The sequence below is a fragment of the Planococcus sp. S3-L1 genome, from assembly GCF_030063085.1.
In the GTDB taxonomy this organism is placed as follows: domain Bacteria; phylum Bacillota; class Bacilli; order Bacillales_A; family Planococcaceae; genus Planococcus; species Planococcus kocurii.
This window is the reverse complement of record NZ_JASISN010000005.1, coordinates 102,716-115,440: the sequence shown is the minus strand read 5'-3', so window position 1 is coordinate 115,440 and position 12,725 is coordinate 102,716. Positions and strand designations below refer to the sequence as shown.

The window sequence follows — 12,725 nt, the reverse complement described above, 5'->3', positions numbered from 1 at the left end:
CAGAAATCCTAGCAGTGGGTTTTTCTGTTGGTGTAAAAGCGGTAAAAAAGCTGAACTGCTATTCTACTTATATAGTAAAATAGCAAAAGAGTAAGTCGAGACTGTTACGAATATTTCTGGGATCTTGAAATCATAGAAATATGGAATGTACAACTGCCAAGTCAGTTTTAATTGTTTTTTAAGAAAGTCAAAAAACTGGACCTCTCCAAATCACGCTTGGCTTAAAGCGCGAAAAACAGTCTATAAAAGAAAAATATGGAACTTACATAGTCAATAAAACTAGAACGGAGCGGTAACTAATGACTTTACCACGCTTTAAACTGAGTTCCATCATCATCTTCTTTATCTGTCTAGTGGTACTGATTTCGTTGATGATTACTATTCTTCTTATTACCGAGACAACAAGCGAAAGTATAGAAAATCAATTAGAAGAAAAAGCTGTCAACATTTCGCGTATAGTTGCGGAATCTCAAGTTATACGCAACGGCTTATTGTCTACTGAAATGGAAACAGAGATTCAAGATTATGCAACGACCATTCAAAAAGCCACAGATGTACTGTTTATTGTCGTTATGGATATGGAAGGAATACGAAAATCACACCCTGATTCACAACAGATTGGAAAGTTTTTTATGGGTGGAGATGAGAAACAGGTGCTTGTAGGTGAGGATTATACGTCGCGCTCAGAAGGTACACTTGGCAAATCTCTACGTTCATTCACACCTATCATGGATACAAAAGGAAAACAAATCGGCGCTGTAGCAGTTGGAATTTCACTAGAAGAAGTCCAATCGGCTATTTGGCAAAATCAAATCAAGATTTTGATGGGCTCGGCTGTCGGCTTGCTGATTGGAATTATTGGTGCTTTCTGGCTTGCTTGGTATATCAAGAAAAGTTTGTTTGGATTGGAACCATATGCAATTGCACGCATTCACGAAGAGCGAAATCAGATGCTGGAATCAGTTTACGAAGGGATTATAGCGATTGATGCAGATTCGAAAATCGTCTTAGTCAATAAGTCGGCAAGACGGCTTTTTTATGAGGCGGGATTAATGGACGAGGAACCGATTGGTATGGATAGTAACGAATTTTTACCGGGTGCTATGTTAGAACAAATACTAAATCAAAAACAGCCAGATTTGGATCAAGAGCAAAAGTTTAATGGTATCTCTGTAATTTCAAACCGCATACCGTTAGTAGTGAATGACCAAGTGATAGGAGCAATTGCCACATTTCGAGAAAAAACAGAAGTAAATTTATTGGCGGAACAGCTGACAGGTGTCCGACTATATGCAGATACTTTAAGGGCACAATCACATGAATTTATGAATCAGTTGCATGTGTTACTGGGTATGATAAAACTTGAAGAATATGAACAAGTAAAGCAATTTATTTCCAAACTAACTGATCATCAGGCTCATGAAGTCGCTGCTGTCACACACTATATTAAAGATCCTGTTCTTTCAGGATTTATCATTGGGAAGATCAGTTATGCAAGAGAAGCGCATGTCGAACTTACCATTCAATGTGAAACGGAAATTCCATGCCCAGAAGATCCAGCTGTTACACATGAAATCATTACTATTCTTGGAAATATCGTCGACAATGCAATTGACAGTGTGATGGAAAGTGAACGAAAGCTCATCACCATGGAGCTTTCTTATATTGATAATTTGCTAGAGATGACCGTAGCGGATTCAGGTCCTGGGATTCCACGAAACAGGGAAGAGACTATTTTTTCGAAAGGTGTCTCTTCTAAAAAAGGAGAAAATCGGGGATTCGGTCTTTATCTTACGAAAAATAGTGTTGAAAAACTGGAAGGTTCAATCGATATTATGTCAGAACGAGACGGAGCTGTATTTTCAATTATCGTTCCATATGAAGCAGGAGGTGAGTGTAATGATTAACGTCATGATCATAGAAGATGACCCCATGGTGGCAGAACTAAACCGCCAATACGTTGCAAAAGTAGAAGGCTTTACGGTGATTGGCCATGCAGCAGATACGAAGGAGGCGATTGAAATGTTAGCAGCAGTAGAAGTGGACTTGCTGCTGCTCGATATTCATATGCCAGGAATGAACGGATTAGATTTTTTAAGACAGCTTCGCGAAGGAAAAAAGGATTTAGATGTTGTGTTCATCACCGCAGCTTCTAACATCAGTCAAGTTCAACAAGCACTCAGACTTGGTGCTATCGATTACTTAATAAAGCCTTTTGAATTTAGTCGCTTTCAAGAAGCGCTTTTGCAATACAAAAGTCATTATTTTGGACTGGATAACAGAGATAAAGTAAGTCAGCAGGAACTTGATCAAATGCTACAGAAAAACAACGATACTCAAAAATCGGGGAAATTCGCAACAATACCAAAAGGAATGACAAGAACGACGTTAAAAAAAGTTGTTGAAGTAATACTTCAAGTAGAGTCAGAAACGTTTTCTACAGAAGATGTCGCAGAAATTAGCCATATCTCAAGAGTATCGGTAAGAAAATATTTAAAATTCTTGACCCAAATTGATTTTCTTGAAGAAAATCTTGTTTATGGAATCGGCCGACCAATTTACCGATACGTAGTAAAAAAATCAAATCGAAATAGTGTAACACCTTATTTGTAAAAGTAGCCAATTTGGCTACTTTTTTTAATTACAATAACTTCAATAGTTTTATAAGGTATTTGTTTTCTGACTATTTAATTAAGATAAGAATTAACAGTTGAAAGCGCTTACCCTTATGCGTTTATCAGTTATTAAGAAAAACAATGAAAAGCTAAAAAGTTGGGTGAATAACAAAAGAACATAGAATGGAGCTGATAGAAATGGAAGAAAGTAAACGAACAGTTCCAGCCGATTTGCCGATGAAAAAAAGCTTAGGAACGCTATCAATTTTTAATATCCCAATTTTGTGGTTTGGAGTTTTTGCGGCAATTGCTCTTTACGCTATGTATACAGATAACTTGCCAGCAGGTATGATTGGAGCGCTATTGATCATCATGGTCCTAGGGGAACTACTTGGCTGGATTGGAGACCATACGCCAATTGTTCGAACGTTCTTAGGTGGCGGTGCAATTGTAGCCATATTTGGTTCAGCTTATATGGTCTATAGCGGGTTAATGCCGGAAACCACTACTACGCTCATTACGGAATTTATGAAAGACGGAGACTTCCTGAACTTTTATATAGCGGCTTTGATTACTGGAAGTATTCTGGGGATGGAGTCGAAAGTACTGGTGAAAGCGGGTGTTCGTTACGCTTTGCCGCTACTCGCAGCAGTTGCAGGTGCAGTCTTACTCGCAGCGCTTGTCGGCATGTTACTCGGATTTAGTATACAAGATGCTGTACTGGTCATAGCCATGCCAATTATGGGAGGAGGCATGGGTGCAGGTGCCGTGCCGATGTCACAGGTTTACTCCGAGATGCTTGGAAACGAGCCTGGTTATTACTTATCAATTCTGGTGCCGGCATTGGCACTTGGTAACGTTTTTGCGATCATTCTTGCGAGTGTATTGAACATTGTTGGTAAGAAATACCCGAGTTTGACAGGTAATGGACAATTAATCAGAGGATTTCATTATGAGAAAAAAGAAGTACCACAATATAACCTGTCCAAAATGGGTATCGGTGTCTTGGCTGCAGTCTCCTTTTACATGTTAGGAAATCTTTTAGGCGACTTTATCCCTTTGCATCCATACGCAATTATGATTATTTTGGTGGCAGGTCTAAAAGTGGCGAATGTTATGCCGGAAATTATCGTTGAAGGAGCAAGTCAGTGGTACGAATTTGTCGCTAGAAACTGGACCAATGCTCTGTTGATTGGTATTGGTGTCGCTTATACAGATTTAGCGGCTGTTTTAAATGCATTAAGTGTAGAATATGTTCTGATCGTTCTGGCAGTAGTTATAGGAGCGGTTATCGGTTCAGGCATTATCGGGAAATTTATGGGCTTCTATCCAATTGAAGCGGCCATTACAGCTGGTCTTTGCATGGCGAACATGGGCGGTACGGGTGACGTCGCTGTACTATCTGCGGCAAGAAGAATGGAATTAATGCCATTTGCACAGATTTCCTCTCGTCTTGGGGGTGCGCTGATTTTACTATTAGCTAGCGTATTTATTCCGTTTTTCCTATAGAAGAAAATCCACTCACAGCTAATAGTGTGAGTGGATTTTTGATTCTCTTGTAGTATTTCCTTGAATGTTGCGCTATTGATTAGAGAATAAACATGTTCCCAATTCAACTGTTTCAAGTAGTAGCTTGCTTTTTCAATCGGATGTAATACGTCCATAGTTTGACTAACAAGGATCCGTAAATAGTGATGCATAGCATAAATACGAAAGTTCCCCATGATAACCATTGAGATAGCTCCGTTTGTCTATTCAAGTTGTTAACTAGGAAGTAAAGATACAAAAGTGTAAAAGGTAAAAAGAAGGCTGTATAAGTAAAAACTATTTTTTTAGCTTGTTTGATCCGAGTGAAATAATCGCTATATAGCTGTGGTCGCTGTTGATTTTCTTTGTACTCCTGGCTCCAAATAGTCCAGTTTTCTAAATTAGAATAGGAGACAAAACAATCACGCCAGCCGGCTTCTCTATGAATCGAAAAATAGCCTGCAGGCGGTTGTCTTTGATAGTCGACTCGGTAAGCGATATAGCGAGGCTGGCCTTTCGTAAAATGAAAAACAGTTCCAATTTTACTGACGCGATATAAATTAAGTCCCTGCTGTTCCATCGACTCTAGCCATTTTTCGAGTTTATCAGGAGAATACATCCAGCCTAATCGAATTTTTGTCACCCAGCGTCCTGAGCGTTTCAAATGCTTTTCTGCTTGCGTATCAATGCCATTATTTAGTTGAGTAGTAGCTCTAATAACTTGTGAATTTTTAAGGATATTATTCGTTTTCGTAATTTTAATAATTGAATAAATGCCTAGCAAAACTAAACCAATAGCTAATGCAAAGAACAAATACGTCACAATCCAATAAGGGCTTTCTTCTACAACAATCGATTCATCCGTGAACAAGTAGGAAAAAGCTAAAGAAATGGGTGCAATTAGTACACTTATTAAATAAAACAAAAGTCCATAAAAAAGATACGTAATCGTTTGGTTGTGTTTAATAACACCATCTCGAGTTGGAAAGTTTCTAATCGTTTGTTCAGGTCGATTATTTGTTGTGACTTGCCATTTCCCTTTAGTGGCAATAGCTTTCCAACCCTCAACTTGCAGCGTTTTTGGAAGGATAGGCGATTTTAATTTGTCATAAGCAATTCGATAAATTCGTGAATTTGTGGGGGTCTCAGTAAAGTAGAAGCAGCGCGTCCAGCGATTCAATTCTGCAAAGGTTAGTCCGCTATGTGCCATTTTTGATAGCCATTGCTCTGTTTTAATAACATCGTAGCTCCAGAAAGGATTGTACATTTTCTTCATTGGAAATCCTCCTCAAAAGTCAGTGCATTTTGATGTAACTCTTTCAGTCTTCTTATTTCTTCGTGTATGAGTTGTTTTCCAGTATCAGTGATTTCGTAAACAATTTTTCGCTGTTCATCCGCAAAAACGACGATCACTCCATCTTTTTGCATCTTTGTCAAGGTTCCATATACAGTACCTGATCCAAGACGCAGTCGACTTGTTGTAATTTCTTCTACGTGTTTAACAATGCCGTAGCCATGTCGAGGTTCAGTTAAAGACAATAGAATATAAAAAGCGGTCTCAGTCATAGGTACATATTTTTTTAACATTTTTTGAATATCCATAAGAAACCCTCTTTCTCATATGTCACATCTCGACTATATCACGTCGTGACATATAAGGCTATTATTTTATGTATAAAGTACTCCTCAGAAACTGAGAAAAGAATAGTAAAAATACAGAATAAAAATTATGGTTTATACTTTTTAATTAAACTGAAAAATCAGTCTTATTTTGTATCATTCTCAAATAAAAGAGAGTATGCTAAAGGGAAAAGGAGGAGGAGTTCTAATGGAAGCTACCTTTGGTTTTGTGCCCATGCTCATCCTTTCCATCATTGTCATTGTGCTCATCTTGTCTTATTTCTTCTTTCATCATTGGGCAAAGTGAGTAAAAAAGCGCTACTCCTAGGAATGTACATTCCTAGGAGTAGCGCTTTTTTATTAAACAAACAAATGACCGAACAACACAAGAATTGGTAAAGTGATGATGGTACGTAATACGAAAATTACAGCCAGTTCCCAGAATTTTACTGGGATGTTCGAACGTAAAATCAAAATGCCGATTTCAGACATATAGATGATTTGCGTTAACGAAACACCAGCTAGCACAAAGCGAGTCAATTCACTCTCGATACCTGCACCTAGTACAGCAGGCAAGAACATATCTGCGAATCCAACTAAGAACGTAGGAGCGGCTTCGGCGGCTTCGGGTAAGCCGAATAAGGTCAGTACGGGAATCAGTGGATAAGAAATGATTTTGAATAATGGTGTGTATTCTGCGACGATCAATGCCACAGTACCAAGAGCAATAACGAGTGGGATTAGCGCTAGCCATATATCCAGTACCGTCTCAATGCCGATTTGTGCAAGTTTTTTCGGGCTTGCCGCGCTGCTTGCTTTACGACGAGCTTCGTCAAAACCCCATTGTAAAAGCGGTGCACCTTCAGGAATGGTATCGTCAATTTGTTTGCCAACTGGCGCATAATAGTCGTCTTTTTTACGAGATAAAGGTGGGATGCGCGGCATAATGATGGCAGCTACTAAACAAGCAACCGATACAGCTAGGTAAAAAGGAAAGAACAAATGTCCGATGCCGACGACATTGGCAACTACTAAACTAAACGCCACAGAAGCGATTGAAAACGTAGTGGCAATGACCGAAGCTTCACGTCCGGTATAATTGCCTTCATCGTATTGCTTCATTGTTACCAAAACTCCAACAGGTGCAGCGCCCATCCATGATGCCATCGCATCGATTGAGGAACGGCCAGGCAAGGTGAAGACAGGTCTCATGAATTTGTTGAGCAAGGTACCGACAAATTCCATTAAGCCAAATTCAACTAGTAACGGCAATAAAATTCCAGCAAACAAAAACCAGGTGAGTAGGACAGGGGCTAAGTCATAAAGCACAACGCCTCCCGTAGCTCTTGAAGAAATGATTTCAGGGCCAATTTCATAAAAAGTCATAAAGCCAAATGCAAAAGCAAGAACACGAACGATTAAACCAAATGGTCCATTAATAAACGTAGTGCGTAAAAAAGGTGAATTTTGAACGAAAGCAGGTTTTGTAATCGTTGCAAGTACGCTAGCAAGTGCGGAAAAACCAAGTAAAAAAACAATAAATGCAGGAATTATATCACCGAATGTTGTTAAGAGGAAAGATGCCAAAATACCGACACCAATCGTGATTTCATCATTGTAAGAGATAGGGCATAAGAATAATAGCGCACCTATAATAGAAGGAATTAAGAATTTCCATGTGTCGACAGATTCAATTTTCTTTTTTTCGCTTTGAAGCAATGTCATATAAGTTCCTCCTTAAGTGATGTTTGTGTATTTTTTTAGTTTACGAACAACCGAAGGCTGGCTAATGCCGAGAATATGAGCCATTTCAGTCGTTGTTCTGTAGCGTTTTTGTGCATTTAGTAACACTTTCTTTTCGACAGATTCTAAAATATGTGGAAGCGTCTGGCCATCAAGTTCAAAGCCGATACGTTCACTGGAATCTGGCTGATAAGTAATCGGGAGGTCATCGAGCGTAATCAGTGCAGATTCACTTTCGATAAAGCTACGTTCTAGTACATTGCGCAACTCTCGGAAATTGCCTTTCCAAGAAAGTTGTAGCGCATGAAAGTAGAAGTCATCAGAAATCGTTTTTCGATTTTTGTAGTTGATATTGAGTTCTTCAAGAACGCGATGGATAAACTGATCTAAATCATCTGGACGTTCTCTTAGCGCTTTTAATTCAATCGAAGCTAAATGCAAAAAGTAAAACAAGTCTTCACGGAAGTTCCCAGCAATGACGGCCTCTTCAATTGAAACCGTGCTGATGGCAATTATGCGTGCCTCGTGTGGCTGCTGCAAAACGTTAAACAGGGTGGCCTGAGAAGCAGCTGAGAGCTGTTCCACTTCATTGAGCACAAGCGTGCCTCGAGCAGCTAAGTTTATGTAGCCTTCTCCGTCAAGTCCGGTAAAACTGATTTCAAACACCGATTCGGGGATAGCGCTGCAATGGACTTCGATAAATGCTTCTTCACGTCGATCGCTTTGTGCATGGATAAACTTAGCTAATGATGTTTTACCGGTGCCAGGTTCACCGTAAATAACAACCGGAACTTCAAGTTGCGCCATTTTGATGGCTGTTTGGAGTGCACGTTTAGAAGAAGGACTTTCCATGACATAGCCTTCAACATGAAGCTGTTGGTTTCGTAGATGAGCCAGTTCCCCTTTTACCTTGGACATTTCCGATTCCAGATTCTCTAAATATTCCTTCATAACCATCAACTGTGACATATCGTAAGAATAACTGACGACAAACTCTACATCGCCATTATCATTAAAAAGTGGAATGCCAGTGATCAAGACCTTTTTCCCAGAAGGTGTATTTTGGAGCAAAACAACTTTTTTCTTTTGCTTTAAAACGAGTGGCGTAATGGCAGGAGAGAAGATTCCAGCTGCTTCTAAATCATAGACCGATTTTCCAAGTAGTTCTTCAGCAGGTACTCCATATTGCTCACCACTGCAAGTAGAAGCTTTGATAATACGACCTTCTCGTGTAGTAACAATAATGTCTTCATCATAAGTGTTGATAATTTCTTCGTTCGTATTGGGAAGCAGAAATAAAGTATTCATGACTGTCCTCCTTTATTCATTCCTGTATAGACTATACATTATTGAATAATCAAATTACAAGAGAAAAATAAAATACTTTTAAATAGTTTTAGTTAGTTGTTGATTTTATAAGAGATAACCATATTGGTATTGATAGTTTGACGAAACAAGTGAGAGGAATTCTTATAAGTGAATGGGTATTTTTATAAATTTATTTTTAGTTTTTCTACATACTAGAATACTTACGGAAAAGGCAATGACGTTTAGAGAACCGAATACAGGGAAATCTAGAAGTATAACCATCTAACTTTAATTCAACTTAATGTAGGAGGAATAAATAATATGGTGAACGAGACAACAAACGATCTACAGGCCATTAAAACAGTTAATGACTTGATTAAGGATATTAAGGTAGCGATGTTCACAACCATTTCTACTGATAACAAAATTATTTCGCGTCCTATGCAAACACAGGAAGTAGAATTTGATGGTAATTTGTGGTTCCTCACAATGAAAGATACGGAAAAATACGATGAAATCATTAGCAATCCAACCATCAATTTAGCCTATGCAGGGAAATCTTATGTATCTATTAGCGGAACTGCTGAGTTTATTGAAGATGCAGCGAAGAAAAAGGAATACTGGAATCCGATTTTTGATAAGATGCTGGATACTACTTATGACGATCCGAATGTCGTGTTGATTCGCGTTGATGCTGATTCGGCTGAGTATTGGGACTCTGGCAATACGGTAAAGTCCGTTAAAACGTTTGTGAAGAAATTGACCAATAAGGACATAGAAAAAGACCGTAAAGAAATAAATGATACAGTGGATTTTAAATAAGAAAACATACAGCTATAAAAAAGCTCGCAGACAACTAGTTGTCTGCGAGCTTTTATGACTTTAAAGAACTTCTGTTTTTAGCGTGGGCTCTTCTTTAGAGAGATTGTCGTTTTTCCGTCCTGAGCTCCGTGCAATTAATCAACGCAAAGCGAGCAGTTGGCGTTTTGAATGTCCGATTTTCATTCAATCGCAATCAATTCTTTTGTTATGGTGCCGTCCAAGTCCACCGATTTTACTTCTCCAAAACCTTCCACCATATAGTAGATATGACCTTTTTCCAAAAGCTCAGAATTAGCCGCAACCGTTACTTCCACTGCGTTTGTGAACGTTCGATAAGGTGTTTTGACTGTAACCCCGATGTTGGTGACTTCGCGTGGAGCCGCGTACATCGTGTTCATATACCAATTTTGTCCGATTTTAACAGGGTACTCAAGCTCGGTATAGGACTCCGAATAAGGCATGCCAAATGTATAGTGAGTAGAGGTCTCGAATTCCACTGAATCTGTTATGAGAATGTCATCTTTCGTGTTAATGCTCCAAATATAACCCATCGCTAACCCATTTCGGGAAGGCACATAATTATAAACGTGACGTTCGACACCAAATTCTGTATCGTACACATAGGTTTTTGTTTTGTCTCTTAAATAAGACTGTTTGATCGTTGCGTCATTTTTAAACTTCGGTTCGAGTCCCCGCGCCAAAAATGCAGCAAATTGGCCACGCGTGACTGTATCGTTTGGACGGAAGGTATTATCTGGGTAACCGATGGTAATGTTAGCTGCTAATATTTTCTGTATAGGTTCGTATACCTTCATATTACGTGAAACGTCGGTAAAGCTAATATCTGCGCGGAACGGAACAATATACAATCGAGACAAAATAAACGCCATTTCGGCACGTGTGATGGTGTTGTTCGGACGGTAGCTGCCGTCTGGATAACCTTTGATCAACTTCGCTTCTGCAGCTGCTGCAATGTAACCACTGGCTTTGTGAGAAGAAGGGACGTCTGAAAATCCTGTATTCCGTTGTGTACGATCAAATCCTTTCAAGCGGCCCATCATAATAACAGCTTCTGCACGTGTTACCCCTGTATCGGGACGCATCGTACCATCAGGATAACCGCTTAAGACATCGCGATCTACTAAGTAACTGATTTCTTCATAAAACAAATGAGACGTCGCTAAATCGGAAGCAGCTTGAACAGGAATTGCCAAGGACAGCATTAAGACTAAACAAGCACTTATTGATAATTTCTTCAACACGCTCACTCCTTTTGTACGTATTCACCGACTCATGCATCGAAAGTGGTCATCATCCGGAGCAACACAGCTTTGTTTAAGGTATACCCGTTTTGCTGAATAATACTAAAACACAGTTAAAAAACAGAAATTTTAAAGAGAACAATTTTTATTTTCAAAAATATTTTTGTGCGATATAAAAAAAAAACGTGGAATTAATGCGAATGATAGCGCTCTCTTTTTTGACTTGACCGATGAGGCACCAATTAATTAGCTACTATAGTAAAATATTGATTTGCGCTAGCTTAAAACTGTTTGTATAATGAAAGGAAAATATTAAAAATAGCGAATAATTATACAGTTAGTTGCTGTTTTTAAAAAGGAGATTGAATGCAATTGACATTTATACGGCAGGAAAATCCAATTAAGCAGCAATCATCTTATGAATATATACAAGGTATACATAAAAAAGTTCGAGATCGAAATCCAGGAGAATCTGAATTTTTACAAGCAACTTGGGAAGTGTTCGATACGTTGCAGCCGGTCTTCGAACAACATCCTGAATATGTTGAACAAGGAATTCTTGAACGCATTTCAGAGCCAGAACGATTTATCGCATTTCGTGTGACATGGGAAGATGATGCTGGAAATGTCCATGTTAATCGGGGATACCGTGTCCAGTTCAATAGTACTCTCGGACCTTTCAAAGGCGGTTTGCGTTTTCATCCTTCTTTAACCGCAAGCGTTGTGAAGTTTCTTGGGTTTGAACAAATTTTCAAAAATGCATTGACTGGGTTACCAATCGGCGGCGGTAAAGGGGGCTCTGACTTTGATCCAAAAGGAAAAACAGATCGTGAAATTATGCGTTTTTGTCAAAGCTTTATGACAGAACTTACGCGCCACATCGGACCTGATATTGATGTTCCAGCTGGAGATATTGGCGTCGGAAAAAGAGAAATCGGGTATATGTTTGGACAATACAAGCGCCTTCGGAATGCCTCAGAAGCGGGTGTCTTTACTGGAAAAAATCCAGGAAATGGCGGTAGCTTAATCCGCAAAGAAGCAACGGGTTATGGAACGGTGTATTTTGTTGAAGAAATGTTAAAAGATCAGGGACATTCATTTAAGGGCAGTAAAGTCGTCGTCTCCGGTTCTGGAAATGTTTCAATTTACGCGATGGAAAAAGCAATCGAATTTGGTGCGACCGTTATTGCCTGCAGTGACTCAGAAGGTTATATTTACGATCCTGAGGGCATTAATGTTGAAACGGTTAAGCAGTTAAAAGAAGTGGAGAGAAAAAGAATTTACCATTACTTGGAGCATCATTCAAATGCTCAATATGGCAAAGACAAGTCAGAAATTTGGAAAATCCCATGTGATATTGCTTTACCATGTGCCACGCAAAATGAAATTGATAGAGAAAGTGCCCAGGCGATGGTCGAAAACTCAGTAAAGGCAGTGGGAGAAGGTGCTAACATGCCGTGTACAGAAGAAGCAGTTCGTGTGCTGACGCATAACAAAGTGTTATTTGCACCGGCTAAGGCCGCTAATGCAGGTGGAGTTGCGGTGTCTGCTATGGAAATGTCTCAAAACAGCATGCGTTATTCCTGGTCGGCTGAAGAAGTTGATGAAAAACTGTTACAGGTAATGAAAAGTATTTATCAAACGTGCACAGAGACAGCAGCGCAATACGGTTCGCCAGGCAACTTGATTGTCGGAGCTAACATCGCGGGCTTTAAAAAAGTAGCAGATGCTATGGTTAGCCACGGATTAAATTAAACATGAGTAAGCAGAACGAATAACAAACGGCTATTCCTAACGTAGAAAATTGGGGAATAGCTGTTTTTTTATT

10 protein-coding genes are annotated in these 12,725 nt (G+C 39.2%); 5 read left to right on the top strand and 5 right to left on the bottom strand.

Annotation, left to right across the window (positions count from 1 at the left end; translation table 11 throughout):
* The first annotated feature begins 299 nt into the window (after nucleotides 1–299).
* From dcuS to QMF37_RS07370, 3 genes are all read left to right on the top strand, one after another.
* Entirely contained in the window at nucleotides 300–1,907 is a 1,608-nt protein-coding gene (dcuS, locus tag QMF37_RS07380; RefSeq protein WP_283477553.1) for a DcuS/MalK family sensor histidine kinase, read from the top strand.
* Nucleotides 1,900–2,613 carry a response regulator gene (locus QMF37_RS07375; protein WP_078080182.1) on the top strand — a complete coding sequence of 238 codons (714 nt, stop codon included), beginning with the start codon at nucleotides 1,900–1,902 and terminating at the stop codon, nucleotides 2,611–2,613. Before dcuS ends, QMF37_RS07375 begins: the two co-directional genes overlap by 8 nt.
* A gap of 200 nt (nucleotides 2,614–2,813) precedes the next feature.
* Nucleotides 2,814–4,124 (top strand): 2-hydroxycarboxylate transporter family protein, encoded by a 1,311-nt coding sequence (locus tag QMF37_RS07370; protein ID WP_071154527.1) that lies wholly within the window; start codon nucleotides 2,814–2,816, stop codon nucleotides 4,122–4,124.
* Nucleotides 4,125–4,236: 112 nt separating this feature from the next.
* On the opposite strand, the gene QMF37_RS07365 is transcribed toward QMF37_RS07370, so the two are convergent.
* From QMF37_RS07365 to QMF37_RS07350, 4 genes are all read right to left on the bottom strand, one after another.
* Nucleotides 4,237–5,418 carry a DUF2812 domain-containing protein gene (locus tag QMF37_RS07365; RefSeq protein WP_071154526.1) on the bottom strand — a complete coding sequence of 394 codons (1,182 nt, stop codon included), beginning with the start codon at nucleotides 5,416–5,418 and terminating at the stop codon, nucleotides 4,237–4,239.
* Nucleotides 5,415–5,744 (bottom strand): PadR family transcriptional regulator, encoded by a 330-nt coding sequence (locus tag QMF37_RS07360; RefSeq protein ID WP_071154525.1) that lies wholly within the window; start codon nucleotides 5,742–5,744, stop codon nucleotides 5,415–5,417. The genes QMF37_RS07365 and QMF37_RS07360 overlap by 4 nt, the downstream gene beginning before the upstream one ends.
* A gap of 378 nt (nucleotides 5,745–6,122) precedes the next feature.
* A complete protein-coding gene (locus QMF37_RS07355) occupies nucleotides 6,123–7,487 on the bottom strand; it encodes a YjiH family protein (RefSeq protein ID WP_071154524.1) in 1,365 nt (454 codons plus the stop codon).
* A 12-nt stretch (nucleotides 7,488–7,499) separates the two neighbouring features.
* Nucleotides 7,500–8,813: a sigma 54-interacting transcriptional regulator gene (locus QMF37_RS07350; RefSeq protein WP_071154523.1), complete on the bottom strand. Its 1,314-nt coding sequence runs from the start codon at nucleotides 8,811–8,813 to the stop codon at nucleotides 7,500–7,502.
* 321 nt (nucleotides 8,814–9,134) lie between these two features.
* Here QMF37_RS07350 and QMF37_RS07345 point away from each other — a divergent pair, with 321 nt between their 5' ends.
* Nucleotides 9,135–9,635 (top strand): pyridoxamine 5'-phosphate oxidase family protein, encoded by a 501-nt coding sequence (locus QMF37_RS07345; RefSeq protein WP_071154522.1) that lies wholly within the window; start codon nucleotides 9,135–9,137, stop codon nucleotides 9,633–9,635.
* 179 nt (nucleotides 9,636–9,814) lie between these two features.
* Here QMF37_RS07345 and QMF37_RS07340 read toward each other — a convergent pair whose 3' ends face one another.
* Nucleotides 9,815–10,897 carry an S-layer homology domain-containing protein gene (locus QMF37_RS07340; protein WP_439895827.1) on the bottom strand — a complete coding sequence of 361 codons (1,083 nt, stop codon included), beginning with the start codon at nucleotides 10,895–10,897 and terminating at the stop codon, nucleotides 9,815–9,817.
* Nucleotides 10,898–11,263: 366 nt separating this feature from the next.
* Here QMF37_RS07340 and gdhA point away from each other — a divergent pair, with 366 nt between their 5' ends.
* Nucleotides 11,264–12,652 carry an NADP-specific glutamate dehydrogenase gene (gene gdhA, locus QMF37_RS07335; RefSeq protein WP_071154520.1) on the top strand — a complete coding sequence of 463 codons (1,389 nt, stop codon included), beginning with the start codon at nucleotides 11,264–11,266 and terminating at the stop codon, nucleotides 12,650–12,652.
* Nucleotides 12,653–12,725: the final 73 nt, after the last annotated feature.

What these genes read in the sequence shown, in the direction of transcription:
- dcuS (WP_283477553.1), top strand. Translation starts at nt 300, where the DNA reads ATGACTTTACCACGCTTTAAACTGAGTTCCATCATCATCTTCTTTATC.
- QMF37_RS07375 (WP_078080182.1), top strand. Translation starts at nt 1,900, where the DNA reads ATGATTAACGTCATGATCATAGAAGATGACCCCATGGTGGCAGAACTA.
- QMF37_RS07370 (WP_071154527.1), top strand. Translation starts at nt 2,814, where the DNA reads ATGGAAGAAAGTAAACGAACAGTTCCAGCCGATTTGCCGATGAAAAAA.
- QMF37_RS07365 (WP_071154526.1), bottom strand. Translation starts at nt 5,418, where the DNA reads ATGAAGAAAATGTACAATCCTTTCTGGAGCTACGATGTTATTAAAACA.
- QMF37_RS07360 (WP_071154525.1), bottom strand. Translation starts at nt 5,744, where the DNA reads ATGGATATTCAAAAAATGTTAAAAAAATATGTACCTATGACTGAGACC.
- QMF37_RS07355 (WP_071154524.1), bottom strand. Translation starts at nt 7,487, where the DNA reads ATGACATTGCTTCAAAGCGAAAAAAAGAAAATTGAATCTGTCGACACA.
- QMF37_RS07350 (WP_071154523.1), bottom strand. Translation starts at nt 8,813, where the DNA reads ATGAATACTTTATTTCTGCTTCCCAATACGAACGAAGAAATTATCAAC.
- QMF37_RS07345 (WP_071154522.1), top strand. Translation starts at nt 9,135, where the DNA reads ATGGTGAACGAGACAACAAACGATCTACAGGCCATTAAAACAGTTAAT.
- gdhA (WP_071154520.1), top strand. Translation starts at nt 11,264, where the DNA reads ATGCAATTGACATTTATACGGCAGGAAAATCCAATTAAGCAGCAATCA.